Genomic DNA, 25851 nt, shown 5'->3' with positions numbered 1-25851 from the left:
CAACTTTCCCTTTTATTGCTAGTGGAAGACATGTCTGCGCATCTTCCCGGCCAGCCTGAATACCGCGCTTTCCACACCTTCGGGCCGTTTGGACAGGTGCCAGAGCAACAAGTGAGTACCGACATAGGCCCCGGCCCCCACCAGAACCTTCACAATGAAGCGAAAGCGCAACAGGGGCAGATCGTCGAATGACTCGTACGCCCAGCCGATCACTTCGGTGCTGCCATAGGCGCTGCCGACAAACAGCACAGCGGCAATCATGACCAGTGTCGAGACAAAAGACCGCCAGGCAACTGTCAATGGGCCGACAAATGTGCGTTTGCCATATCGCTTTGCCAAAAACAGGGTCGTCACGATTGCGGCTGCACTTCCGGCCCCCGCGCCAGCGAGCGCCCCGGTGAAGCCGTAGCCCACCCCGACCCACATAAACAGGCATACAATTACCAAAAGGAAAGTGTTGCGGATCAGTAGAATCCTGGTCGATCCTTCGACATAGGAAGCCGACTGGACGTTCTCCTGCAGTGTTTCCAGTGCTTTCAGCGGCGCCAGAACCCATATGACCTGGGCCGCGCCCAACCATTGCGGACCAAGCACCACGATCACGACGTGATTGGCCACCAATGCCATTCCAACCGAAACGGGCAAGACGATGGCAAGCAGCAATTCGTTCAGCCGGTTAAACGTTTCGTCCTGCCTGTTCGTGTTGCGTGAAATATCTGCAAGTCCAGGATAAAGCACGCGTTGCAACGGGGCGAACAGTTGCGTGGTGACCAGCGTGCTCAGCCGGTTTCCCAGCCGAAATACCCCTGCATCCGAAAGCCCCAGCGTTGCACCAACAATCAGCTGCGGCATATTTCTTGAAAAGAACTGGGCCACCAGGGCACCGGTGGACCAGATTGAAAAAGAAAAGCAATCGTGCCAGCGCGCCAGTGACAGTTTCGGAACCATCGGCGCAAAGTAGAATGTCCAGGCGCAGCGTGTGGTCAAAGCGCAGAAATTGGCCACGACGATGGCCCAGAAATCCCCCCAGTACCAGGCCAGGCTGATTGCGATGGCCGAGTAAATGATCCGGCTCAGCGTTTCTTCTCCGGCGGCGAAGCCGAAGCGCAGATTGCGTTCGTAAAGAACGAAACGCGGGCTCTTGATGGCTATAATCAGAGACAGCACGCAAAGAAGAGGAGTCAGCGGAACCAGTTCCGGCAGCCCGATGAATTCAACAAAGGGTCGGGACGCATAAAACAACAAACCGGCAGTGACGCCGAGGATCACCTGAAAGGTGAATACCGTCTCAAGATGTTCATGGATGACGTCTTCGAGCCGGATGAGTACGTTGGAAATCTGCCGTTGCATCATTTCCAGAAAGGCGGTGGCGACCAGAAAATATGCGGCGATACCAAAATCCTTCGGCGTCAGCAGCCGCGCCGTCACCACCAATGTCACCAGCCCCAGAACTTGACGAAACAGGCTGGATGCCAGCAATGTCGTGGCCCCGACGGCCAGAGCGGCGCTGCGCGACGAGTTACCATTCTGCTTCGGTTCGGTTGATCGCTTCAAGTTCTTTAACTTTCCATACTCGCAACAAATTACGTCAAATCGCGCCAGTGTTTCCAGATCGCGCATACATCAGAACCTCGGTCAGTACCGGAAAACGTGATTCCGGAACAGTGGCCGGGGGCGGAAAACTACACTGATAGTGCTATAATATATGCGGTTCGCAACGATTTAGTTCCATTTGTCAAAGGGCACTTGTTTTACCTGTCAGCACATTGAATTCTGCGTCAAATTGTAATTTCACTCGGTGTCATGAATTGGACACTAATTGCGTGAATATGCCAAGCAGGTGAAGATTTTTTGCTTGTGAATGGTTTACGAGTATCGAGTTTCGAAATGGTGTGACGGAATGAAGATTGCGATTTTCGGTTTGGGGTATGTGGGGTTCACCGCGGCGTGTTGCCTGACCCGTGAAGGGCATGAGGTAATCGGCATCGATGTGAATGCCGACAAGGTCTCGGAAATCAACGCTGGCCAACCGCCGATCAAAGAGCCCCAGGTGGCCGGGTTGCTGACTGCGGCACTCGGGAAAGCGTTGATCCGGGCCACCGTTGAAATGCCGGACCTTTCAGATGTGGATCTGGCTATTGTCTGCGTTGGCACGCCCAGTTCCACCGATGGCTCGCACAACATGAGCTTTGTGGCAGAGGTGACGCGCCAGATTGCCGAAACCGTGTCACCCGACCGGGCACGGCCTCTGACCGTCGCGTATCGCTCGACCTTCCGGCCCGGCACCGTGCGTCAACTGATCGAGCCGATCTTCCAAAGTTATCTGGGCGACCGGACGGCGCAGGCGGTCGAAATTGTCTATAACCCCGAGTTCCTGCGCGAAGCCTCGGCTGTGGAAGATTTTTTCAACCCGCCGAAGATTGTTGTCGGCACCGCAGATGGCAAGCGATCGGGGGTGATGGACGAGATGCACGAAGGTCTGGATGCACCGGTCTTTTATACTGCCTTTGAAGAGGCCGAGATCACCAAATTCGTCGACAACACCTGGCATGCAACCAAAGTGGCATTTGCCAATGAGATCGGCCGGATCTGTCATCGGATGGGCGTGTCGGCTAAGACCATGCACGAGATATTCGTCTCGGACACCAAGCTGAACATCTCGTCCTATTACATGCGCCCCGGTGGTGCGTTCGGGGGGTCCTGCCTGCCCAAGGACGTCCGCGCGCTGCAGCACATCGCGGGTGAGGTTGGCGCGCATACCCATCTTATCGACAGCCTGTTGCAGACCAATCAGGCGCACAAAAGCTATCAGGCGCAGGACATCATGGCCCGGCTGCCTGAAGGCGCGCGCGTTCTGATGGCGGGGTTGGCCTTCAAGGCCGGAACTGATGATCTACGCGAAAGCCCCAATGTGGATATTGCCCGGCGGCTGCTGCAGGCGGGATATCAGCTGTCGGTCTATGATCCGGCGATCAAGCCAGCCGACCTGCGGGGGCAGAACCTGGGCTATGCCTTCACCCACTTACCGTCGGTGGGTCGCCTATTGGTGGATCGTGCCACGGCCGAGGCCGGACCCTGGGATCTGGTGATTGGATCGAACAGGATTGTGGACGAGCTGAGCCTTGGCGATACAAAGGTGGTGAGAACCTATGAATATGACTAGCCCTGTGCCCGCCGTTCAGCCGATTTCATTCGAAGAGCTGCGCCAGAGCCAGCCCCTGAAGGGCCTCAAGGTTCTGATCGTAGTGGAAAACCTGCCCGTCCCCTTTGACCGTCGCGTCTGGATGGAGGCCCGCACGCTGGCCGCGGCCGGCGCGCTGGTTTCGGTCATCTGCCCTACCGGCAAGGGCCATGAGGAACGCGTCTGGGAAGACGAAGGCATCAAGGTTTATCGCCACCCGCTGCCGCTGGATGCCAGCGGTGCGCTGGGGTATCTGCTTGAATATGGCGCGGCGCTGTTCTGGGAAAGCTGGCTGGCGCTGCGGATCAAGCTGACGCGCGGCTTTCACGTCATTCATGGCTGTAACCCGCCCGATCTGATTTTTTTGGTGGCGCTGCCGTTCAAGCTGTTTGGCGTGCGCTATCTGTTCGATCACCACGACATCAACCCCGAGCTTTATGAGGCCAAGTTCGACAAGCGAGGATTCTTCTGGAAGCTGATGAAGACGTTTGAACGCCTGACCTTCGCCTCGGCGCGGGTGTCGATTGCCACCAATGAAAGCTATCGCAAGATCGCCATCGAACGGGGTGGAATGGCGCCTGAGGATGTCTTCGTAGTCCGCTCAGGCCCCGATCTGAGCCGCCTGCAGCACCTGCCCCCGAACCCCGAATGGCGCAACGGGCGAAAATACATGGTGGGCTATGTCGGCGTGATGGGCGATCAGGAGGGGATCGACCTCCTGCTGGAATCCGTGGCGCATCTGGTTGGGGTTCAGGGGCACGAGGATATCCAGTTCTGTCTTGTGGGCGGTGGCCCCAGCCTGGACAAGCTGCGGGAACTGTCCATCGAAATGGGCCTGTCGGATTACGTGACTTTCACCGGCCGCGCGCCGGATCATGATCTGTTCGAGATCCTGTCAACCGCGGATGTCTGCGTGAACCCGGACCGGGTGAACGAGATGAACGACAAATCCACCATGAACAAGATCCTCGAATACATGGCCTTCGAGAAGCCCATCGTTCAGTTCGACGTGACCGAAGGCCGATTCTCGGCGCAGGAGGCATCGCTATATGCGAAGGCTAACGATCCGGTGGATATGGCTGACAAGATCACCGAATTGCTGGCGGATGAGGAACGCCGCGCGGCCATGGGACGCTACGGTCGCGCGCGTGTCGAGGCCGAGATGGCCTGGCCACATCAGGTACCCGCGCTGATTGCAGCCTACAAGAGAATCTGGAAAAGCTAGCCGGACCGCCCGGTTTATTTTGCAGTTTGCTTTGACTCCACCGGCTTTGGAGATTTGGAGCGATGGCGCAGTTTCATCGCCGGCGCCTCGACAAGGTGCCAGGACAGCACCGCGCAGACAAGCGTGAAGGGCAGGGAAATCGCGATATTGATGGCAGGCGTGGTGACCCCGGACTGCGCGACCAATTGTTGGATCGGAAACGCATAAATATAGACGCCATAGGAATAATCCCCCAGCTTGTTGTAAAGCAAAAGCCGGGGCGTTCTTGCATACCCGCAAAAGAACACTGCATAAGACAGGCCGACTGCGAAAACCGGCATAAACAGCGGCGTAAACCAGGCCGCAACGGTGACAGCAGTCACCCCGCCTAGCGTTCCCAAGGACAGCGGTATGTTGTGTCGGAACAGGTAAAAGATCATTCCGGTAATGAAGGGCAATCCAAGCCGTGCAAGCTGCTCGATACGCGGGTTCAGCTCAAAGATCATCGTTGCGGCGTAGACGCACAAAAACAGCAGTGAAAGTCCGACAAAGGCTTTGCGGTGCCCGAGCAACCCAAGTACCCCGCAGAGGAAGACACCGGCGTAACAGGTCACTTCGTAGGACAGTGACCAGAGCGATCCGTTGATGCCGCCGCCGCCAGGGTTGTCGCCGAATACGCCAGGCAAAGAGTACTGTAAGTTGAACAGGGTGATATTTCGGACGAAATATTCTCCTGTCGCGGCCCAATAGACCGATGGGGCCGCTTCGGTCAGAAACAACCCTGCAAACAGGATCGTCACAATCAGTACCGTGGCCAGCGCAGGGAAAAGGCGTAGGACCCGGGCCAACAGGAACGACGATATGGACGACGTCCGGTCAAAGCTGCGGGTAATGAAAAAGCCTGAGATGGCGAAGAATATCCAGACGCAAACGGTTCCCAAGGCCGTACCGTGCAACAATGCTTCGAGCGGTTGGCGAGCACCGACGCCCCAGCTCAGCGGAAAGGCGTGCGAAACCAGCACCCCGGCGGCTGCCAGAATGCGGATCAGGTTGAAGTTGTTGTCGCGCCCGCCTGACCGGTCAGAAATGAATTCAACCCGGTTCCCGGTGGCTGCGCGCGTCGGTTCAGCTTTCATCTGCGGTTCCCTGGGCTGATATTATCATGAACTCAGAATAGGGCTATTGCGCGGCAGTTCTTTGGTACAGAGTCCACGGAGCGGTTGCTGCCAGGATGTGGAAGCCCTGAACTTCTGCTCGAAATGAGTCCATCGAACATATTACAACTGTATCTGTTCTTACGTCCTCCAGAACAGACAAAGCGGAAACTACTGTGTGGTTCGCCTCGGAACTGATCTGCTGGGTGGCCGCCTGCACATTGCGCAAAGTGCCAACAATGCGAATAGGTTGCTGTGTGGGGTTGGCGAATGTGGGAATGGCGGTTTCGTTGAAAGCCATCAGAAACGGCAACGGCATGCAACTGGAAGCAACAGCACCGGGGTCTTCAGTGCCTTCAAGATAAATGCCCGCGCCCAAGCTGCGCGTGTCGTGCTGGTTGAGGGCGTCCAGATAAGATGAATAGACCAAGCCATCCTGATACCAAGAAATGCTTAGTATCAAATTGCGTGTCAGAAAGACGGCCCCCACCGCCAGAAGTGCAATTTGCCGATGCTTTGTGGGTGCCTGAGGGTTCTGGGACAGGCTTGCGGCGAGAAGTGCCAGCAACAATAGAGGGATGCGTTCGCTCAGATGCCCGACGCCGAATAAGTTTGGGGGAGTGATAACAACCAGAACAGCACAGAGCGCCACAGCAAGTTTCATGCGTTTGTCGATTTGCCACACACCGACCAGCAGACCGATAATCAACATGCTCCAGATTACCAGTCCAAGACCATAATCGGCCATGCGCGCGGTCGATTCAGCCACGCGCAGAATGCCGTCGATCCGTAGCGAGATTTCCGTGCTCAGACGGGCTGCAAGCGTTCCCTGTTCTGCATGAGCCACGAAATTCGTAAATGTCGTGGTTGCGCCGCCACCGACCGTTTTTGTCTGGAGAAACAAAAGAACCGGAGCCACGGCAATCAGCAGCAACCGTCCCGCCCGACGCGCAAGATTCGGCAGGTTTACATGACCTGCCTGACGCGCAATCGCGAGCTCAACCATGCACAGCAGCAGACCCCACAGCGCGAAAGCCAGGCCATGGATAAAAAACAGGATCAGACCAAGGCCGGCCGTGACCGACAGTTGCCGAGTGGGCCGGTCCTGCGTCGCAATCCAATACCCCGTCGCACCCAACAGAAAGCCCAGCCCAAGCAGGAAATTCGAAAACCCCCAAATCAGAATGTGGTTATATGCGACCAACCCGGCCAGCAGGACATTCAGTGTTGAAACTCTGCCATGCAGAACATGTGCGAGGTAAAGCACACCAGCAACGAGTGCGGAAATGATCAGACCCGCAATCAATTTGGCGCCGAGTAACGGGGAGAGCAGCTTCATGATACCGACACCAATGATGTCGAGGCCCAGATTGGGCAGCAACTGCCAGGCGGCTTCATAACTTTGTTGGAACGCGACCGAGTCGGTGAGATTGGCCAGAATATAATATCGCGCAATGTGAGCGTAAAAATCCGTCAGCGGAAGGACGGGTGTAACGAAGAGAGGAACAAGGCTGGCAATCAGCACGAGCAACAGAACCAGGCGCAATTGGCCACCACGAGTCATGATATCTGGTTCGGCTTTTGACACACTGTTTCCATATGACAGAATATTGGTCATCGCGTTATTTTGCTGCTCGAAGGCCCTATGGCCTTACGTTTGATGGGCAGAGTTGCCTCGGCGCATCACGTGTCCCTGAGTAGCGGTGAGTGGATGACACGTGTTTTGGGATCAGGTTGAATATGGTGCTTTCCTTTGGTGTGAACATGAGGGTTTCGGTCATGCGATTTGGCCGGGATACTTGTTAAAATGGTACGAATTGTGGCAAGCGGTTAAGACTTGGCTCCATAAAGCGTTGCAACCGCGCATCCGCGTCTGCTTCGGTTTCTCCGGCCCGGATCGGTGTGACAAAGCGAACCAGCGCTCCATCCGTGCGCCCCATCGTGAACCCGTCCTGAATTACACTCAGCTTGGCACGGAAGTCGTTGACCATGCGCTTGCCGCGTTGTTCAAACCAGTAATAGACAAGCTGCTTTGACAATTCCTTCTGGATCACGGCGCGGTTGACCGTGAAACTGCCATACGGGGTGTTGCCGGGATTAACCTCGAACGGTTCAAGGCTGAAGATTTCCCAGCCGCCAACGGGGAGACAGACCTCTGGTGAGTGAATGCCGTCGCCATCTGTTTGCTTGTCGTAGAACGCGACGAACATGTTCACGTAATCGCCCGACTCGGTATCTATGTAGCTGGTATTGAGATAATCGCTGGCACCAAGAATTTGCTCGACTTCCGGATCAAGACTGGTGGTCGCACCCGACCAGGGCCCAAGCTGCCTGGGGTACAACACAAAAGGATCCCGTTCGATCGGTTGGATTTCCGATGCGGGACGCAACGCCCAGGCGGTTGAAACCGCAAGCGTCAAAAGGGCCGCTACTGCCATCGCCGCCGAGGCTTTGATGCTCAGGATGCGCAGTGCAATGGGGCCGAACCCTTCGGTATCCAGATCAATCGTTTCGGTAAATGGTTGCGGGTTGGGCGTCAGGCGTTGAAGCCCGATTGCCATGAGAAACAGTATAGCCACGCAGAGCAGGAAGATGATCCAACCTTCGAAGAAATGCATGAACCCTTCGGCCTGTTCGATCCCGTTGTGATTGACCAGAACGCCAATCACCCCGATGCGGATTGAATTCATCAGCACGGTCAAAGGCGCCGCGGAAAGCATCAAAACCGCCTTGTGCCAGACCGGACCTCGATAAAGCAGGGCGAAGAGGTAAGAGAAGCTCAGAATCGGGAACAGGTAGCGCAACCCGGAACAGGCCTCGGCCACCTGCAGCTTATAGACGCCCAGATCGATAACATTGCCTTCGATAAAAACCGAGACGCCGGCCATTTGCACAAACCAGACGCCAAGTTCCGAAGACACCCATTGAAGAAAGATCGTCAGCTTCCAATAGATGAACTGAGGCAGCGGCAGCATGAAAACCAGATGGATCACTGGCAACTGATGGTATTTGCCGCGCTCCCAGCCGAACACGACCAGCATGACACCGCCGACCCAAATGATCATCGCATAGGTGACGATGTCCGGAATGCGAGCCAGGTTGCCCAGAACGGCAACCAAAAGCGCCACCAAGATGACGGCAATACCCGGCCAGCGGTCATTCACTGTAGGGCTGGGCGTGGGATAGTTGCGCAGCTCGCGCAGGAATAGATACAACGAGATGACAGGGATCAGTGGTCCGTGGCTGTACTCGGGCGTAGTCCACGCCGCGCCCAATGAGACAATTCCGATCCAGAAAATCGGTACTGACCCGATCAGAAGCAGGCAAAACCAGAACAGCCCCGCCGCGTTTATACTGGGCAGGGCATTCCGGGCTACGTCAAGCGTAGAGCCCTGACTATCATTCGAGTCGAGACGGTGCATTGCCGACAATCATACTAAAATAACACCTGCATTTAAATTGTTCGGTCACGGTTCGCGCAGTTTTGAACCTCCGTCGAAACAATAGGTGTATTTCGACAACATTATTGCAGATCTAATAGTAAGCCTTTGAAAGTCAGGGCCTTAGTGTGAACCGGCGCCCAAGTGTCACAAAAACCATGTTGGAATCAGCTCTGAAACCGTTCTGATCATCATATTCATACTGATACCCAACGTTCATAGCCCAGTCCCGGGTGATCGCGCGGGTATACCCGGCGCTGAATGTGCCGCGCTGGCGAGGGTTGGTCGAGGCTGTTCCTTCATCTTCCTGGTCGATGTAGCTGACGCCAAAATTCAGGGCAGATACCGGGTTGATGAAATAATCATATGTCAGAAAAACAAGGGTCTGACGGGTTTCCACGCTCTGCGTGCTGGTGCCGACCCGTCTTTGGACCGTTGCCCCGATCTGAGAACTGGCCAGCCGGTGTCGATAATCGATCTGCCCGATTGGGGTAACCTCGTCGAAGGGGCCTCTGGTAAATCCTGCATTGAAAGCAAGCGTAGAACTGGCCCGCTGGTAGCTCCGGCCGAATGTCGCGTTGATCCGGGACCCATTCACACCAAATGTCTGGTCGAACAGGATATCGGCAGTCCCGTCCGGCAGCGTTTTGGTCCAGGCGAAATTCCAAACGAAATCTTCAGTTACGTTGTTATTGCTGGTCGTGCGTTCGGTGTCGTCCACCCGACTGTAGCCAAGGTTCGCGCTGACCGTGGTGACGGCGGAGACATCATAGGAAGCACCGGCCGACGCCACTGTTGTTCGCCGATCGGTCCGCACGCTGTCCTCGGCCTTGAAATCCTGGTAGCTGATGCGAAGGTTACCCTGCAGGGTAGGAGAGAACCGAAACAACGTTGTCGCGATGTAGTCGTCGAAACTGTTGTCGAACAGGGACGGATCGATTGTACCCGAATATGTCCGCTCGCGGTGGGCGTAGTTGAAGCGGAAACCCACGGGATCGTTCAGGCCAACCTCCCAATCCAGACCAGCGCGCGTGTTGACCTGATCGCCAACTGTACCGAGGACGTCCGACGAGTCGATGACGCCATCAAGGTTCGTGTCGGTCAGCGAGCGGTTAAAGGCCAGATCTCTTTCGCGATATTCCAGCAGCAGTCCAAGTTGGCTGTTGGCGCGCGTGCGCTGATAGGCCAGGCGCGCCAGCGGATCCGAAAAGTCGTATTCCGTGCCGATAACCGGTTCATTTGCGATCCGGTAAAGCCCCGACAGATCAAAGTTCAGAGTGGAATCGGCCGTTTGTTTAATAACACTCAGCGCCAGGGTGTTTTCCCACCAGGTGGTGGCCCCGAGAGACGGATCGGTCAGACGGAGATTATCGTCGTGCCTGAGCGACGAAAAGTAATCCAGCGTGACGGTAAGACCGGTCCCGGTGCCTGTCTGCTGACCAATTGCCGGCTGGCCGACACGGCGGGCGGGGTTTCGCTGCGCTTGCTGTGTAATAAGCTGCAGGCTGGGTACCTGCTGAACTTGCGCCGACTGAACCGTGGTCTGCTGCACAGTCGTTTGCTGCGTTGTCGCCAGGGTTTGCTGGGTGGACGCTGCCTGTTGCTGTGTTGACGTTTGCTGCCCGATCGCCGGTGTTATTAGAGTGAAAGCAGCGACCCCACCCCCAATTGCAGAGGTAAGCCTGAATTTGGATTTCCCCACCTGTATCAGCCCCTATTCGAACAAGCGGCGCGATGGAACCACAACGACGTCTCCGGGTTTAAGCACAGTATTGCCTTTGATGCCGCTGCCCGATCCATTGTAATTGTATGTATATTTGTTCATCACGCCTGTTTTACTGTCAGCCCTGCGCAATTCGATGCGTTTTGGGGCCGCGAAGTTGGTCAGGCCACCGGCCTGAGCCAAAACCTGAAGAATGGTTGTGCCTTGAGTTGCCAGATGTTTGCCCGGAATACTCACTTCACCCATGATAAAGACCTCAATCGTCGGTCCGGATGCAGCAAGCCCGCCCTGAAGTGGCGGCGGAGCAAGCGACGCGATCGAGATGAAAACTGTCGGTGGCGTATTGAAATTGGGCGCCAGCGCAGAAGACAGAGATGACCCGAGCCCGCCGGTCGATTGACCCGCGGCACGAAGTGTTCCAGCCAATGGAAAGTTTATTGATCCGTCCGGCAGAACCAGAACTGTTCTGTTGAGCGTTGGATCTTCCAGAACCTCTACTCGCAATGCATCACCCGGTTGGATCTGATATGACTGCGCCCAGGCGTGGCTTGCTACGACCAAGGTCACGACAAACGCGATCAGCGATCCAATTGCATTCCGCATACTAAAATCTCTCATCTTTTTTCCCCTTATGCCTTGTTCTATTTTTCTAAACAATCCCCGTTGAATTCGCCGAAGGCATGATGCGGCAGAATTGCAGCGGTGTCTATTACTGCCCAGCAGCAATTTCGTCGCTTAGTCTTTGTATCTCGTCATTTAATCCCAGCGTTACTTTCAGGGTGATCATGGTATTTTGCGCGGCTTCGAAGGCTTTCAGCGCGTCTTCTTTCCGACCAACGGCCTCGTAAGCTTTGCCCAGGTGATACAAGACCAGCGGGTGATCTGGCATGGCTTCAGCAGCGGGTTCCAGATAGGTCAGAGCCTCTTCGAAATTGCCGAGGCGGTAGGCCACCCAGCCATATGTTTCCTGAAATGCCGGAACCCGTGTTCCACGCAACCGGCGCGCCAGACGCTGCGCTTCCTGCAGGCTTTCTTCGTCCGTGCGATGGGTCGTCAGCAGGCTGGCGAGGTTGTTGGCGACAACCAAAGAACGGTTGCTGAGTGGATACAGCTTTTCGTAGACAGCAATCGCGTCATCCAACTCACCGGCGCGTTCGTGTTCCGCAGCCTGAAGCATCAGCAAATCCGGGTTGTCCGGAACAACCTGCAATGCTTCCTTCAAAGTCACAGTGGCTTGTTCCGGCCTGTCGAGTTCGGATTGCAGCAGATAGAGCGCAAGCCATGCCCGGTCCGTGTTGGGACGATCCCGCAGAATTCCGCGATAAAGTTGCTCTGCTTCGTCGAACTTCTCTTCGGTGACCAACGCGCGTGCTTTCACGAAACGAAGGATCAGGGAATCGGGGTCTTTTTTAAGCAACTCATCAAGATGCGCCGTAGCGCCGGCAACATCGTCCTGAGTCAGCATCAGTCGGATCAGAGCGATATCCGCGGGCAAACCGAATTCGGGGTCGTTGGCCAGTTCGTTCAGCAGTTCGGTCAATTCGTCCATCCGCCTCTGAGCCGCCAGCATCTGCGCCCTGAGTTCACTGGACTGACGCATCGCGTCGACATTGTCCAAGTCCTCGATGGTGTTCAGAACCGCCGCCAACCGATTCCAATCCTGCATAATCAGATAGACCTGTCCCAGTTGAACCAGCAGGTCGGGGTTGTCCGGGTTTTGGCTCAATGCTTCAATCAGAATGCCCTCGGCGATTTTGTTGTCGCCACCCTGAATCAGGAAATTTGAATAGCGCAGCGCTTCTTCCGGCGCGCTGTTCGAGACTTCGACAGCAAGCGCCAGCATCTCGCCCATCAATTCCCGGTCACCATTGCGTTCATGCGCCTGCGCCATGAGAGACATCAGCTGAAAGTCGCGAGGGGCGGCGCTCAAGGCTTCGCGCAACAGCAGGATTGCGTCGCCTATCTTGTCTTCTTCGATCAACCACGCCGCCTTGAATTTGACTGCATCCGCCTGGGAAACGTCTTCTTCCAGCACCTTTTCGATCAACGCGCGCCCGGCCTCGATTTGACCTGATGCAAACAGCATGCGCGCGTATTCCACCTCGCTCTCGCGGGTCTGGGTCGTGCGTTCAGCGCCTTCCAGCAGCTCTTGCATCTCGGCAAGCGCCTGTTCTCTGTCACCCGATTGAAACTTCAACGCGGCACGCATGGTTTTGAACCGGGATGTGTTGCTTCCACCTTCAGTGATGATAGCGCCCAATTCGGCAATCGCTGCGTCAGCACCGCGGTGCTCAACCAAAAAAGCAACCAGTCTTTGAACAGGCAGTGTGTTGTCAGACTCAGGTTCCAATTGGTTCCGCAGGATTTGCTCAGCGGCGTCGAGGTTGCCTTGGTCCACGTGGTGTTCAAAGAGCATCTGAACGACACCAGTGTCCTCGGGGAACAGAACCAACATCTTCTTGAGCTGAGCTTCGATTTCCGCAGGTTTTTCCAACTCCTGCAAAGCCCGAAGCCGAATTGCGTACAGGTTGGCTTCTTTCGGCGCAAAGGTCAGAGCTGCGTCGATCTGGTCCAGCAGGGTATCCCACTCCTGGGCACGTACCAGGTGGTCGACGACAATCTGACGTGCAGAGATCAGTTCAGGGTGCTCGTCCAGCAAGGTGCGGGCGTTGTTTACCGCAAGATCCACCGCAGCAGCGTTTCCGTTACGAATACCATCCGTGTAGGCCAGCGTGTTGTTGATCGAGTAGATTTCAACGTCATCCGGGGCGAGTTCTTCGGCGGATTTGGCGTACCGTCGCAGATCTTCCCAATTGCCCAATTGCAAGGCCATTTCCGCCAAGGCGCGATGACCTTCCAGATTGTCGGGATATTGCTCGATCACAAGCAGGTACTGGCTGTACGCGATGGGAATGTTTCCGCGTTCGCGTTCAAGCCGCGCATAAGTTAGACGGGCCTCCTTGTGCTCACCGTTCAGTTTGAAAACATTCCTGAATTCGATCAGAGCACGATCGACGTCGCCCTCTTCCAGATGAGCAAGGCCAGCTTGATAATGTGCCTCGGCCCGTTCTTCGGCAGAGTCGCAGGCGCTCAGAAACAAAGACAGGGCGAGAACGACAACCGCCAGACCCTTGCCGGTCGGGAACCCAGATTTGTTTAGTTTTGTCATTCTTAATCTATCCTGCGACGTGTTTTGCTGCGTGATCCGATTAGACCCGGCAGCAAACTATGGCGTCAACAGCCAGTACCGCGCAGAACGACGGAAACCGTCCGCATCAGAATGCTGGAATCCGACGCAAATGACATCGTTTCCCAGTATTCGGTGTCGTGGTGGGCACGCTCGGCGAACGAGGAATTGTTGCGCTTGGAAACCTGCCACAGACCTGTGATTCCGGGCAGCATCGAGTAATAGCGACTGCCGGGATACAGGTCCTGCTGGTTTACCATCATCGGGCGCGGGCCGACCATTGACATCTCACCCACCAGCACATTCCAGAATTGCGGCAGCTCATCCAAAGAGCTTTTGCGCAGGAACGACCCAAATTTGATGATCCGCGGGTCATCGCGCAGTTTCTGATTACGGCTCCACTCGTCCTGCGCCTCGGGATTCGCGGCAAGGTGTTTTTTCAACACGGTTTCGGCGTCATGCACCATCGTGCGCAACTTGAGCAGTTTGAAGATCTGACCGTTCCGGCCAACTCTTTCCTGGCGGTAGAACGGTGATACGCCCTGGCACGCCAGAAAGACCGCCAGGACAAGAATAACGGGCACCACGAACGGCGCGCTCAACACAACGAAAGCGACGTCGAGAATGCGTTTTCCATTTCGTCTGTAGTACCCCGATTTATGTACCGAGGTCCGTGGAACAGAAATCTTCGGATAGACCGCACGAGCGTCGGCTACCTCTTTCGAATGAATTGTCACTATTTAAACCCCCGGCACACACAACAACCCAAGAATCACCTACCCAACTCAGGAACCAACTACGCTCAACCTCAAATCTTGCTCAAAACTGTTATACTTTTATGTCTCTTTTGACCTCCGCCGATACTCACACGTTATGGCGGGCGACCTGAGATCAAGTTTTAACAAATTCTTACCTTCTTGCAAAACAAAATTCATGTTCTGCCGGGCGCCCGAACGCTGCATTTGCGTGGAGTCCGGAATACAACGAGATAGCGGTTCCTTTTGATTTAAATGCATTTTCCGCGTATTTTGTTGCCTATTTGGAAACAGTAATCGATTTTAGAATAGATAGGTTCCTGGAATCAGGTTTTTTGGGAACTATGAAGGTGCTGAAAATTACATCACTGCAGAGGCGCGCAGCCATTTTCCCGACCAGAACACTAAACGCGCATTGCGAAACAATCGCCCGATTAGTCCGAGATTGAGGCCGCCCAAAGGTCAATACGCCGCCTGTAAAGTTCTATGGCTTACACTATCTTGATTTTGTGGCACAGACGTAGCCTAGTTCAACTGGGTCGTGTAACGTCTCTGTATTGTGTAATGGTTTTCTAGTGGTTCAGGGCGCAAGTATGAGTAACCTCCGAAGTGCCAGGATTAGTTTTGACAAGGCGGAAGGCGACCGTGGAGCCATGGCTTCGAGTGACGGGTTTTATCTAGATTTCTTCGGACTTGACCGGCGGCCGTTCACCTTGCTGCCAGATCCCGGATTTCTGTACTGGTCACCTCTTCACAAACGGGGCTATTCGGTCTTGCAGTTCGGGGTGTTGAGCTGCGCTCCGATTACTGTTCTCACCGGAGAGGTGGGCGCGGGGAAAACGACGCTGGTTCAGCATCTCCTGAGTGAGATGGAACAATCAATCACGGTTGGGTTGGTCTCGAATGCCCAGGGCGGCCGCGGCGAACTGCTGCAATGGGTCCTGCATGCGTTGGGGCTGCCAATCGACAAAGATGCAACCTATGTACAACTGTTCCGCGAGTTGCAGGATTTCCTCGTCTCGGAATACGCCGAGGGGCGGCGGGTAATCTTGATCTTTGACGAAGCGCAGAACCTGACCGTCGAAGGTTTGGAAGAAATTCGAATGCTCACCAACATCAACGCCAACACGGACGAGTTGTTGCAGCTTGTTCTGGTGGGACAACCCGAGTTGCGGGACATGGTTCTGGATCCCAAGATGCGTCAGCTGACGCAAAGGGTCGCCGCAAGTTTTCATCTGGAGCGGATGGATGAAGCTTCGGTCGAGCGTTATATTAAACACAGAATGAAGATTGCCGCCGGCACAGGTGAAGAGTTCACGGAAGACGCCTGCAAGTTGATTTTTCAGCAGACCCGTGGTGTCCCGCGTCTTGTGAACCAGTTTTGCGATTTCGCCCTGCTTTATGCCTGGACGAATGAATCGGAAAAAGTGGACGAAGAAATCGTCAACCAAGTGATCCAGGACGGTGTGTTCTTTGGAGGAAATTCGCTTGAGAAGGAGCTGACAGACTGAAATGGGCCTGGTTCGTTACTATCTTTCAATTTTTTTAAGACGGCTTCCGTATTTCCTGATCGTGGCCACCATTGTGTCGGCGGCTTCGATTATCATCGCGTTGAACCTGCCACCGACATACGTGTCGCAGATGCGTTTGATTGTTGAGTCTCCGCAGATTCCCGGGAACCTGGCGGCAAGCACGGTGAATACGACGGCAGGCGAGCAGCTTCAGATCATCGAGCAGCGTCTGCTGACGCGGCCGGTTCTTCTGGATATTGCGCGCAAACATTCGGTTTTGCCTAATCTGGACGAGGCCAGCCCTGACCAGATTGTCGACGTGATGAGGGCAAACACAAGAGTGAGAATCAGCGCCGGGCAAAACCAGGCCAGCCTGATGACGATCACTTTCGATGCAAGGTCCGGGCCGATCGCGGCTGGTGTGTTGAACGACTATCTTACCGAAGTTCAAAAACTTGACGTGTCCTACCGCAAGAATCGGGCGTCGGATACTCTGAGCTTTTTTGAACAGGAAGTTGACCGCCTGGGTAAAGAGCTTGATCAGCGCAGCGCGCGAATTCTCGAGTTCAAGAGAGAGAATTCAGGAGCTTTGCCAGACAGTCTACAGTTCCGTCTGGCCCAGCAAGGTTCTATGCAGACAAACATCGAACAGATGGACCAGCAGATATTTGGGCTAAAGGGTCAACGCGAAAAGCTTATTGAGACTTACAGATCGACTGGTCAGATTCTGGGGGTTGCGCAACTGAATATGACGCAATCTCAAATCCAGTTGGAACAATTGCGCAACCAGCTGGACGCACAACGGGCCATCTATTCCGAGAACAATCCGTCGATCAGATTGTTACGCGCAAGGATTGCTCGGCTTGAAGAAACGGTGGCGGCGGAACAGGCGGCCAACGTCAACTCGAATACAGTGCCGAGTGCGACCTCCACCACAGGAAATGCCACCCTTGATCTTCAACTGGCCCAGATTGACAGCCAGATCGAAGCCACTGCGGACCAAAGGGCATTGCTTCAGGATCGCCTGAACAAACTGACATTGACGATAGACCAGACGCCCGCCAACGCAATCGCGCTGGCTGAATTGCAGCGGGATCACGACAACATTCAGGCCCAGTACAACAACGCCGTGGGCCGGCTGGCATCCGCGTCCACGGGCGAACGGATCGAGGTCACGTCCCAAGGTCAGCGTATTTCGGTGATCGAATACCCTGCGGTGCCCAGCTCTCCGACAAAACCCAATCGCATGGCTATTGCGGGCGGTGGTGTGTTCTTCGGAATTGCGCTGGGTGTCGGGTTGATCGTACTGCTGGAAATCCTGAACAGATCAGTGCGCCGTCCAGAGGACCTGATCAACAAACTCGAGGTCTGGCCGATTGCCGCGATCCCTTACGTGCGTTCCCGGGGCGAGTTGATCCGGGTTCGGGTGGCGTGGTCCTTGGTTGTTCTGGCCATTCTTATCGGTGTGCCAGCCGGGGTCTGGGCCATCCATACCTATTATTTGCCCCTGGATCTTATCGCCGAGCGGGTGATCGACAAGTTGGAGGTTTATTGGTGATTGTAACTCCTGCGAAATTGGGGAGGGCGTAATGGAACGTCTTCAAGAGGCCATTCAGAAGGCCCGCAAGGCACGTGAAAACCGCCAAGTTGAACCGCTTGTTCTGTCCGAAGCGCACGGTCCCATTGAACCTGAGATGGAAGAGGATCTGTGGCATTCTTTGCCAGAGATGAAGATTGACCAGTCTCTTGTTGCGCGAAATCGTCTGATCTCGTTTCAGGGCGGTCCAAGTGCGACACCCTATGACATGCTGCGTACGAAAATGTTGCAGCAAACCTTGTCCAACGGCTGGCGCCGCGTGGCATTGACCTCTCCCTACAGTGGGTGCGGCAAAAGCACGGCGGCTGCAAATCTGGCTTTCAGTCTGGGTCGACAGGTCGATCTGCGTACCATTGTCATCGATCTTGATATGCGCCGCCGAGGGTTGGGCGACATCCTCAAGCAAACCGGAAACCGAAGCATGGCGGACGTGTTGCAGGGAAAGGTACCGTTTCGCGAGCACGCCCGGCGATATGGCGACAACGTGATTTTCGGGCTGAATTATACGCCGACGCACAATTCAGCGGAAATACTGCAAAGCCGCCAGACAATCGAAGTCCTGGAGCAGATCGAGAACGAGTTCAAACCGGATATCATTCTGTTCGATACGCCTCCGCTGATGGTCAGCGATGATAGCCACGGATTCCTGAAGAATGTCGATTGCGCCCTTCTGCTGGCCGCGGCCGAGGAAACCAGCATCGACCACATTGATGTGGCCGAGCGGCAGTTGGCGGAACTGACGCAGGTCATGGGCATCGTGTTGAACAAATGCCGCTATATCAGTGGGTCCTTTGGCAATGAACAAGGTTACTACTGAAAACGCTCCGGCCGACGCGGTCATAATTCCGCATTATAACGACATCCCAAGACTGGAGCGCTGCCTGCGGGCGCTCTTGGCCAATGACATCTCTGATACTGAGATCGTTGTGGTCGACAACGCGTCCCCGGTTTCGCTGGACGACATGCGCCGCGCCTTTCCCATGGTGCGTTTCATTGTCGAGACCCAAAAGGGGGCCGCGCATGCCCGAAACAGGGGCATTGCCGAGACGACGGCACAGCGTTTGTTCTTCATCGACGCGGATTGCGTGCCAGACTCGGATTGGCTGGAAGTGGGACGAAAGATTGCGGCCCGCGCCGACCTGATCGGCGGGCGTGTCGATGTCTTCGACGAAACGCCGCCCCCTCGCACCGGTGCCGAGGCTTTCGAGGCGGTTTTCGCCTTCAATTTCCGCAGATACATCGAGGTTCAGGGCTTTTCGGGCGCAGGCAATCTTTTGACCCGCCGCGATGTGTTTGACGCGATCGGCGGTTTCATCAATGGCGTTTCCGAAGACCGGGAATGGACCATGCGCGCAGTCGAACAAGGCTACAGCTTGATCTATGAAGACCGATTCCGGGTAAGCCATCCATCCCGCCAGGATTGGCCGGCACTCAAGGCAAAATGGAGGCGAACGACACAGGAAGCCTTCATGCTGCACGGAAACGGCGGAATTGCACGATTGCGCTGGGCGCTTCGTGGTCTGGCGATGCCGGCAAGCGCTGTTGCGCATACCCCAAAGGTTCTGATCAGCAAGAAGGTGACCTCACCGGGTGAGGTGCTGCGTGCGATCACAACATTGGTGCGCCTAAGGTGTACACGTATGGTCTGGATGTTGCGTCAGGCCATGGGCGGTACGATCTGAAGCAGAGGTTCTGAACAGGGGTGCTGGGTGAGCTGGCTTTTGACGGCTAGGTTTTGACCTGCGCACGCAGCATCTGCCCCATCATCTGCCCGAATTTGCCCGAACCGCGCTGATAGAGCGCGCCGTCGACCGCCAGAACTGTTCCGCTGATATAGCTGGCAAGGTCGGAGCTCAGGAACAGGCAGGCATTTGCCACGTCCTGCGGTTGCCCCCACCGGCCCAGCGGCACGTCGCGGCGCAATTGCTCTCCGGCATCCGGAGTGGGGGCCAGACGCCTGGCGCCTTCGGTGCCTTCTATGAAGCCCGGCACGACCGAGTTCACGCGGATACCCTCTACTCCCCACTCCATCGACAATGTACGCGTGATCTGGTCCACGCCGGCCTTGGCTGCGCAGACATGGGCCTGACCTTCATAGGGCAGATAGGATTGCGGTGCCGAGATGTTGATGATGCTGGCACCGGGGCGTTTGAGATATGGGTAGGCCCCTTTCATCACATGGATCGTGCCCATCAGGTCGATATCGATCACTGTCTTGAAAGCGTTGACCGACATTTCGGCGGCAAGTGCAGGGAAGTTGCCGGCCGCACCTGACACCAGAACGTCGAAATCGCCAAAAGCGTCGTGGAACTGCTTCAGGCCCTCGGCCACGGCCTCCGGGTCGCGCACGTCAAACGCCGCCCCGATGGCGTCCGCCGCACCCGACGCTTTTAGCGCGGCAACGGTATCATCAACCTTTTCCTGCGACCGGCTTGCGACCGCCAGTTTGGCCCCCGAGGCCGCAAAAGCCTCGGCAATGCCGCGGTTGATCCCGCTGGTTCCGCCTATGACGATGACGGTCTTCCCTGAAAAGTCCATTTAGGCCTCCCATGATGCGAGAGCCCTATTCTCCGTAGGGCACCCAGATGTTTTTAACTTCGGTCGAAGCCTGAAGGAACCGGCGGGAATGGTCCATGTTCCAATCAAATGCCGTCGCGTTATTCACCCAGGTTCGTTTCAGGTTGCCTGCCGAGACGGCCTCGATCTCTTTAGACAGGTCAGAGGACGAGAACGACCACACAGCATCCACGTTCAGGTGCGAGGCCAGCGGTTTGGCCAGCTCTGAATGGCTGCCGGTCAGGATATTCACCACGCCAGCAGGAACGTCCGAGGTTTCGAGGATCTGGTAGAAGTCGGTTGCCGCCAACGGATAAGGCTCCGAGGTTACCAGAACCGTCCGGTTGCCCATCGCAATCGCCGGAGCCATCGCTGAAACCAGACCCAGCAGCGGCGCTTCGTCCGCGCATAGCGTACCGATCACGCCCACCGGTTCCTTCATCGCAATGGCGACGCCCCGGATCGGAACACCATGCACCTGACCGTCATATTTGTCGGCCCAGGCGGCAGCGGTGAACAGGCGCTGGATCGAGGCCTCGACCTCATTCGCGCCGTCTTTCTTTCCGGTCATGGCGTCGATACGCGCGGCGAACTCATCGGCGCGGGCCGAGAGGTTTTCGCCGATGTAGTACAGGATCTGTGCCCGCAGATGGCCGGTGGTACTGGACCAGCCTTTGGCCCCCGCCGCAGCTTCGACTGCGTTGCGGACATCTTTGCGGTTGGCAAGGCCGACATGACCCAGCAGGCCGGACTTGCCCCAGATCGGTTTCGAGTAGCCGCCGTCGGGCCGCGCCTGCTTGCCGCCGACATACATCTTGGCTGTGCGGTCAATCGGATCGACCGGCGCACCTTCGCCCATGATTGCTTCGACCTTCGCCAGTGGTTTGGCCTTGCCCTTGGGCTTGGTGTAGGCCGCCAGGCCTTCCCAGCCGCCTTCACGGCCAAAGCCGCTTTCGCGCACACCGCCGAACCCGGCAGCGGCATCGAACAGGTTGGTCGCATTCACCCAGACCACGCCCGCAACCAGCTTGGGCGCGATATCCAGCGCGAGGTTCACATTCTCGGTCCACACAGTCGCAGCCAGTCCGTAACGAGTGTTGTTGGCCAACTCGATCGCTTCTTCCGGAGTGCGGAAGGTGGACGAAACCAGAACCGGGCCAAAGATTTCCTCCTGCATCAGCGGGTCCGAAGTTTCGAGGCCCGAGATCAGCGTCGGCGGATAGTAGCAGCCATTCGCGGGCAACTCGCAAGCTGCCTGATGCACGTGGCCAACCGTGTTGCTTTCGACCAAGCCCTTGATGGTCTGCAGCTGAACCGGATCCACAACAGCGCCCACGTCGATGCACTTGTCCAGCGGATTTCCAACGCGCAAATTGTCCATCCGTGCGCGCAGTTTTTCATGGAAGCGATCCGCGACGCCTTCCTGCACAAGCAAACGAGACCCGGCGCAGCAAACCTGGCCCTGATTGAACCAGATCGCATCGACCAGACCTTCGATGGCACTGTCGATGTCGGCATCGTCGAACACGATGTACGCGGACTTGCCGCCCAGCTCCAGCGTCAGTTCCTTGCCCGAGCCGGCGGTCGCCTCACGGATACGACGACCTACAACGGTAGAGCCGGTAAAGGCAATCTTGTCCACGTCCGAGGCCACGATCATCTCACCCACCGCGCCATCTCCGGTGACGATGTTCACGACACCCTTCGGCAGCCCGGCCTGCGAGCAGATATCTGCAAACAGCAGCGCCGTCAGCGAGGTATATTCGGCCGGTTTGAGAACCACAGTGTTGCCCATCGCCAGCGCCGGGGCAATTTTCCAGGCCAGCATCAACAGCGGGAAGTTCCACGGGATGATCTGCCCGCAAACACCCAGCGCTTCTGCGTCGGGCAATTCGCTCTCCATCAGCTGCGCCATGCCCGCGTGGTAATAGAAATGCCGCTGCGCCAGCGGAATGTCGATGTCGCGCGATTCACGGATGGGTTTACCATTATCCAGGCTTTCCAGCACGGCAAACAGACGCGAATGCTTCTGCAAAAGGCGCGCAATCGCATAAAGGTACCGCGCTCGGACCGAGCCGCCCAGTTTCTCCCACTTCGGCTGCGCCTTGCGGGCGGCGGCAACAGCGGCATCCACATCGGCCTGTTTCGCCTGCGTCAGCTTGGCCAAAACCTCACCAGTTGCCGGGTTGCGGCTATCAAATCCTTTACCGGGTTTCGTGAATACCCCGTCTATATAGTGACCGAATTTGTCGCCCTGATCGACCAGCCAGGCCAGAGCCTCGGCTGCGCTTTCGGGGGCAGGGCCGTAGTCCATGGTCTCAAAAATCTCTTTGATTGTCATAGCCACATCCATCCGTCTCGGGATTTGTCAATTTTTGCTTCGTCAACTAGAGCCTGGGCTGCCCAACGCATCTCATACTGCCAAGTAAGAAATAGAGCTTCGTCTTTGCGTAGTTCCTGCTCGTGCTTGCGCCACATTTCTCGCGCAACCTCGACGATTGTCATTCTTTGAGTAGATGCGCTTAGAATTTCTGCTACCCAAGGCTTAAGCAATTGTTTTATTTCTTTTGAAGTCATTGCGTCAGCCCATTGAGTGTCTGTAGCCAGCCGAGTACGACCCGGTGACATAGTGTTCCAACTGCCGCTCAATATCGCCCAGCAGTGATGAGGCGCCAAAGCGGAACAGATCGGGCTCCAGCCAGCGGTCGCCCAGCTCGTCCTTGATCAGCGACAGGTAGACCAGCGCATCTTTGGCTTTCGAAATCCCACCTGCGGGCTTGTAGCCTACGCGGTATCCCGTGCGGTCATAATAATCCCGGATCGCGCGGATCATTACCAGCGAAACGGGCAAGGTGGCGTTCACGCTTTCCTTGCCGGTCGATGTCTTGATGAAATCCGCCCCGGCCATCATGCAGACCAACGAGGCGCGGGCGACGTTTCTCAGACTACCCAATTCACCGGTTGCCAGAATAGATTTGACATGCGCATCGCCGCAGGCGATGCGGAAAGCTTTCATCTCATCATACAAAGCCTGCCAGTTGCCTGACAGAACGTGGCGGCGCGAGATGACGATGTCGATCTCTTCGGCGCCTGCTTTCACGCTTTCCTCGATCTCGGCCACACGCAGGTGGAAGGGGGACAAACCCGCCGGAAAACCGGTCGAGACGGCGGCGACCGGAATGCCGGTACCCTTCAGCGCATCGACTGCAGTTTCGATCATGTCGTGATAGACGCAAACCGCTCCTGTCGTGATCGCCGGCATGTCCATCGCCTGCAACAACGCGGGCGACACCGGCTGACGCGCCTTGGCGCACAGGCGGCGCACGCGACCGACCGTGTCATCACCGGACAGGGTCGTCAGATCGATCATCGTGATCGCCTTGAGCAGCCAAGCGGCCTGGTAGTCTTTTTTCACCGACCGCCGACCGGGCAAGGTGGCCGCACGGCGTTCAATGGCCGAGGTGTTGGCCTGTACGGCCCGCACCCAATCCAGATCCAGGTCCATTCCCGGATTTCTGGGTTCGGTCACTTGCGGCAGATGCGCGGTGCGCACGGGGCTTTCTGTGCTCTGCGTTTCCATCATCGCGTCCTTTGGGAGATTTGCGCCAAATTCGCATGGGACACGAGCAAATGGAAGGCACCTGAGGGGTGCGAAGCAAAAAAATTTGACCAATTGGACAAAAACAGGGGTTTTCTTGCGAATAATTCTCAATTGCGTTGACTTAGTTGCGAATGGTTCGCATATTCATTCTCAACTGGATACCGAAATGGGGTCGGAAATGATTCGTCGCAGCTTTCTTGCAGCAATTGCCTTCGCCACTGCTCTGCCGTTTGCCGCCTGGGCGCAGGCGCCTCTCAAGGTGGTCGCCACGACCGGCATGATCGCCGACGCCGCGCGGCAGGTCGGAGGTGATCAGGTCGAGGTGAAAGGCCTGATGGGGCCGGGCGTCGATCCGCACGCCTACCGCCAGACCCGCAGTGACATCGTGGCTATGACACGCGCTGATCTGATCCTGTGGCATGGGCTCTATCTGGAAGCGCAGATGGAAGAGTTCTTTCACGACCTCGGCCGCAAGCGGAATGTCGTCGCGGTGGCGGACGGCGTGGATAAGTCCAAGCTGCGTGCGCATGACGATTACGCGGACAAATACGATCCTCATCTTTGGATGAGCCCGGTTCTATGGCGCGACGTGGTGGTTCAGGTGCAAAAGGCATTGACGGACGCGCGGCCCGAAGCTGCCGAGGAATTTGAGGCCAACACACAGGCGTTTCTGGCGCAGATCGACCAGTTGGATGCATATGGCAAACAGGTTCTTGCCGATGTGCCCGAAAACAATCGCGTTCTGGTCACCGCCCACGACGCCTTTGGCTATTTTGGTGAGGAATTCGGCTATGAGGTGTTGGGCATTCAGGGCATCTCGACTCAATCCGAAGCAGGCCTGAACCGGGTCGGTGAACTGGTTGATACGCTGGTGGATCGTCAGCTAACGGCTGTGTTTGTCGAAAGTTCGGTTTCAGACCGCTCGATGCGGGCCTTGATCGAAGGCGCTGCGGCCAAAGGGCACGATGTCACCGTTGGCGGGGAGCTGTATTCCGATGCCATGGGCGAGCCGGGCACATACGAAGGCACATATATCGGGATGCTGGATCACAACATCACCGTTATCGCACGGGCGCTGGGCGCAGATGCCCCCGCGCGCGGAATGAACAGCAAATTGTCCGCGGGGTTTTGAATGACGCTCGAGCTTGCATCCGTTCAGGGGATCGCGGTCGAAGATCCGGGGATCGCGAACAGCCCGCTGGCCATTCGGGGGCTGACAGTCTCTTACGGTCAGAAGCCGGCCGTGTTTTCCGTGGACATGACCGCGCAGCCCGGGGCGATGACGGCGATCATCGGCCCGAACGGAGCAGGAAAGTCGACGCTGCTCAAGGCGGCACTTGGCATTTTGAAGCCGCTGTCCGGGCAGGTGACTGTTTTCGGTCAGCCGATAGACCGGCAGCGCGCGAGAATTGCCTATGTTCCTCAGCGCTCCAGCGTGGATTGGGATTTCCCGACGCGCGTGCTTGACGTCGTACTGATGGGTCTGTCGCGTGAGCTGGGCCTGCTGGGCCGAGTCCGTGCCCGGCATCTGTCCCGCGCGATGGACTGCTTGCACCGCGTCGGTATGCGCGACTTTGCGGATCGTCAGATCGGGCAGCTCTCTGGCGGTCAGCAACAGCGGGTCTTTCTGGCTCGTGCTCTGGCGCAGGATGCCGATCTGTACCTGCTGGACGAACCCTTTGCCGGCGTTGATGCGGCCACGGAAAAAGCCATCATCGCCGTATTGAAGGCGCTGAAAGAGGCCGGCAAGACGGTCATCACCGTGCACCACGATCTGGCCACCGTAACGGACTATTTCGACCATGTGTTCCTGATCAATACCCGAAAGGTTGCCGAAGGTCCGGTATCGGAAGCCTTTACCGCGGAAACGCTGCAATCCGCCTATGGCGGGCGATTGGCCACGGCGCAGATCGACCAGATTTCGCGCGCTTTGGGGTAATTC

20 protein-coding genes are annotated in these 25851 nt (G+C 56.5%); 8 read left to right on the top strand and 12 right to left on the bottom strand.

Annotated features, from left to right (window positions below; all coding sequences use genetic code 11):
* Positions 1–18: 18 nt before the first annotated feature.
* A complete protein-coding gene (locus AC2TEL_RS03505; RefSeq protein ID WP_480838040.1) occupies positions 19–1554 on the bottom strand; it encodes an oligosaccharide flippase family protein in 1536 nt (511 codons plus the stop codon).
* Between the two features lie 346 nt (positions 1555–1900).
* Between AC2TEL_RS03505 and AC2TEL_RS03500 the strand changes: the two genes are divergently transcribed.
* Entirely contained in the window at positions 1901–3163 is a 1263-nt protein-coding gene (locus AC2TEL_RS03500; RefSeq protein WP_480901910.1) for a nucleotide sugar dehydrogenase, read from the top strand.
* Positions 3150–4406 (top strand): glycosyltransferase family 4 protein, encoded by a 1257-nt coding sequence (locus AC2TEL_RS03495; RefSeq protein WP_480901907.1) that lies wholly within the window; start codon positions 3150–3152, stop codon positions 4404–4406. Before AC2TEL_RS03500 ends, AC2TEL_RS03495 begins: the two co-directional genes overlap by 14 nt.
* A gap of 14 nt (positions 4407–4420) precedes the next feature.
* On the opposite strand, the gene AC2TEL_RS03490 is transcribed toward AC2TEL_RS03495, so the two are convergent.
* From AC2TEL_RS03490 to AC2TEL_RS03460, 7 genes are all read right to left on the bottom strand, one after another.
* On the bottom strand, positions 4421–5521 hold the full coding sequence (locus AC2TEL_RS03490; RefSeq protein ID WP_480901905.1) for an acyltransferase family protein: 1101 nt from the start codon (positions 5519–5521) through the stop codon (positions 4421–4423).
* 43 nt (positions 5522–5564) lie between these two features.
* Positions 5565–7103, bottom strand: a complete 1539-nt coding sequence (locus AC2TEL_RS03485; protein ID WP_480901903.1) for a hypothetical protein — start codon at positions 7101–7103, stop codon at positions 5565–5567.
* A 238-nt stretch (positions 7104–7341) separates the two neighbouring features.
* On the bottom strand, positions 7342–8961 hold the full coding sequence (xrtD, locus tag AC2TEL_RS03480) for a VPLPA-CTERM-specific exosortase XrtD (RefSeq protein WP_480901902.1): 1620 nt from the start codon (positions 8959–8961) through the stop codon (positions 7342–7344).
* A gap of 133 nt (positions 8962–9094) precedes the next feature.
* On the bottom strand, positions 9095–10531 hold the full coding sequence (locus AC2TEL_RS03475; RefSeq protein WP_480838028.1) for a porin family protein: 1437 nt from the start codon (positions 10529–10531) through the stop codon (positions 9095–9097).
* A gap of 162 nt (positions 10532–10693) precedes the next feature.
* Positions 10694–11320 carry a polysaccharide biosynthesis/export family protein gene (locus AC2TEL_RS03470; protein WP_480838026.1) on the bottom strand — a complete coding sequence of 209 codons (627 nt, stop codon included), beginning with the start codon at positions 11318–11320 and terminating at the stop codon, positions 10694–10696.
* 91 nt (positions 11321–11411) lie between these two features.
* A complete protein-coding gene (locus tag AC2TEL_RS03465; protein WP_480901899.1) occupies positions 11412–13871 on the bottom strand; it encodes a tetratricopeptide repeat protein in 2460 nt (819 codons plus the stop codon).
* A 65-nt stretch (positions 13872–13936) separates the two neighbouring features.
* The gene (locus tag AC2TEL_RS03460; RefSeq protein ID WP_480838022.1) at positions 13937–14626 is read right to left on the bottom strand and encodes a sugar transferase; all 690 of its coding nucleotides are present in this window, start codon (positions 14624–14626) and stop codon (positions 13937–13939) included.
* Positions 14627–15237: 611 nt separating this feature from the next.
* Between AC2TEL_RS03460 and AC2TEL_RS03455 the strand changes: the two genes are divergently transcribed.
* Genes AC2TEL_RS03455 through AC2TEL_RS03440 form a run of 4 tightly spaced genes read left to right on the top strand, consistent with a single transcriptional unit; the run spans position 15238 to position 19434 of the window.
* Complete coding sequence (locus tag AC2TEL_RS03455; RefSeq protein ID WP_480838020.1) at positions 15238–16155, top strand: ExeA family protein; 918 nt, start codon at positions 15238–15240, stop codon at positions 16153–16155.
* Position 16156: 1 nt separating this feature from the next.
* Complete coding sequence (locus AC2TEL_RS03450; RefSeq protein ID WP_480838018.1) at positions 16157–17713, top strand: GumC family protein; 1557 nt, start codon at positions 16157–16159, stop codon at positions 17711–17713.
* A gap of 31 nt (positions 17714–17744) precedes the next feature.
* Entirely contained in the window at positions 17745–18569 is an 825-nt protein-coding gene (locus AC2TEL_RS03445) for a CpsD/CapB family tyrosine-protein kinase (RefSeq protein ID WP_480838016.1), read from the top strand.
* Positions 18550–19434: a glycosyltransferase family 2 protein gene (locus AC2TEL_RS03440; RefSeq protein WP_480901897.1), complete on the top strand. Its 885-nt coding sequence runs from the start codon at positions 18550–18552 to the stop codon at positions 19432–19434. Before AC2TEL_RS03445 ends, AC2TEL_RS03440 begins: the two co-directional genes overlap by 20 nt.
* A 46-nt stretch (positions 19435–19480) precedes the next feature.
* Here the strand turns inward: AC2TEL_RS03440 and AC2TEL_RS03435 are convergent, their stop codons facing one another.
* The 4 genes from AC2TEL_RS03435 to deoC are packed head-to-tail and all read right to left on the bottom strand — an operon-like array spanning position 19481 to position 23888.
* A complete protein-coding gene (locus tag AC2TEL_RS03435) occupies positions 19481–20290 on the bottom strand; it encodes an SDR family oxidoreductase (protein ID WP_480901895.1) in 810 nt (269 codons plus the stop codon).
* A gap of 25 nt (positions 20291–20315) precedes the next feature.
* Positions 20316–22649, bottom strand: coding sequence for an aldehyde dehydrogenase family protein (locus tag AC2TEL_RS03430; protein WP_480901892.1), 2334 nt, complete (start codon positions 22647–22649; stop codon positions 20316–20318).
* Positions 22646–22885, bottom strand: a complete 240-nt coding sequence (locus AC2TEL_RS03425; protein WP_480901890.1) for a hypothetical protein — start codon at positions 22883–22885, stop codon at positions 22646–22648. The genes AC2TEL_RS03430 and AC2TEL_RS03425 overlap by 4 nt, the downstream gene beginning before the upstream one ends.
* Positions 22886–22889: 4 nt before the next feature.
* Entirely contained in the window at positions 22890–23888 is a 999-nt protein-coding gene (gene deoC / locus AC2TEL_RS03420; RefSeq protein WP_480901888.1) for a deoxyribose-phosphate aldolase, read from the bottom strand.
* A 199-nt stretch (positions 23889–24087) separates the two neighbouring features.
* Here deoC and AC2TEL_RS03415 point away from each other — a divergent pair, with 199 nt between their 5' ends.
* Positions 24088–25041 carry a metal ABC transporter solute-binding protein, Zn/Mn family gene (locus tag AC2TEL_RS03415; RefSeq protein ID WP_480838006.1) on the top strand — a complete coding sequence of 318 codons (954 nt, stop codon included), beginning with the start codon at positions 24088–24090 and terminating at the stop codon, positions 25039–25041.
* On the top strand, positions 25042–25848 hold the full coding sequence (locus tag AC2TEL_RS03410) for a metal ABC transporter ATP-binding protein (protein WP_480838004.1): 807 nt from the start codon (positions 25042–25044) through the stop codon (positions 25846–25848).
* Positions 25849–25851: the final 3 nt, after the last annotated feature.

The sequence above is a fragment of the Ruegeria sp. HKCCD9138 genome (assembly GCF_057220975.1).
This window is presented reverse-complemented; position numbering and strand designations above follow the sequence as displayed.

Coding starts and splice junctions, on each gene's coding strand:
- AC2TEL_RS03485 (WP_480901903.1), bottom strand. CDS start 7,103: ATGACTCGTGGTGGCCAATTGCGCCTGGTTCTGTTGCTCGTGCTGATT.
- AC2TEL_RS03410 (WP_480838004.1), top strand. CDS start 25,042: ATGACGCTCGAGCTTGCATCCGTTCAGGGGATCGCGGTCGAAGATCCG.
- xrtD (WP_480901902.1), bottom strand. CDS start 8,961: ATGCACCGTCTCGACTCGAATGATAGTCAGGGCTCTACGCTTGACGTA.
- AC2TEL_RS03500 (WP_480901910.1), top strand. CDS start 1,901: ATGAAGATTGCGATTTTCGGTTTGGGGTATGTGGGGTTCACCGCGGCG.
- AC2TEL_RS03450 (WP_480838018.1), top strand. CDS start 16,157: ATGGGCCTGGTTCGTTACTATCTTTCAATTTTTTTAAGACGGCTTCCG.
- AC2TEL_RS03490 (WP_480901905.1), bottom strand. CDS start 5,521: ATGAAAGCTGAACCGACGCGCGCAGCCACCGGGAACCGGGTTGAATTC.
- AC2TEL_RS03465 (WP_480901899.1), bottom strand. CDS start 13,871: ATGACAAAACTAAACAAATCTGGGTTCCCGACCGGCAAGGGTCTGGCG.
- AC2TEL_RS03445 (WP_480838016.1), top strand. CDS start 17,745: ATGGAACGTCTTCAAGAGGCCATTCAGAAGGCCCGCAAGGCACGTGAA.
- AC2TEL_RS03470 (WP_480838026.1), bottom strand. CDS start 11,320: ATGAGAGATTTTAGTATGCGGAATGCAATTGGATCGCTGATCGCGTTT.
- AC2TEL_RS03455 (WP_480838020.1), top strand. CDS start 15,238: ATGAGTAACCTCCGAAGTGCCAGGATTAGTTTTGACAAGGCGGAAGGC.
- deoC (WP_480901888.1), bottom strand. CDS start 23,888: ATGGAAACGCAGAGCACAGAAAGCCCCGTGCGCACCGCGCATCTGCCG.
- AC2TEL_RS03495 (WP_480901907.1), top strand. CDS start 3,150: ATGAATATGACTAGCCCTGTGCCCGCCGTTCAGCCGATTTCATTCGAA.
- AC2TEL_RS03415 (WP_480838006.1), top strand. CDS start 24,088: ATGATTCGTCGCAGCTTTCTTGCAGCAATTGCCTTCGCCACTGCTCTG.
- AC2TEL_RS03425 (WP_480901890.1), bottom strand. CDS start 22,885: ATGACTTCAAAAGAAATAAAACAATTGCTTAAGCCTTGGGTAGCAGAA.
- AC2TEL_RS03440 (WP_480901897.1), top strand. CDS start 18,550: ATGAACAAGGTTACTACTGAAAACGCTCCGGCCGACGCGGTCATAATT.
- AC2TEL_RS03430 (WP_480901892.1), bottom strand. CDS start 22,649: ATGACAATCAAAGAGATTTTTGAGACCATGGACTACGGCCCTGCCCCC.
- AC2TEL_RS03435 (WP_480901895.1), bottom strand. CDS start 20,290: ATGGACTTTTCAGGGAAGACCGTCATCGTCATAGGCGGAACCAGCGGG.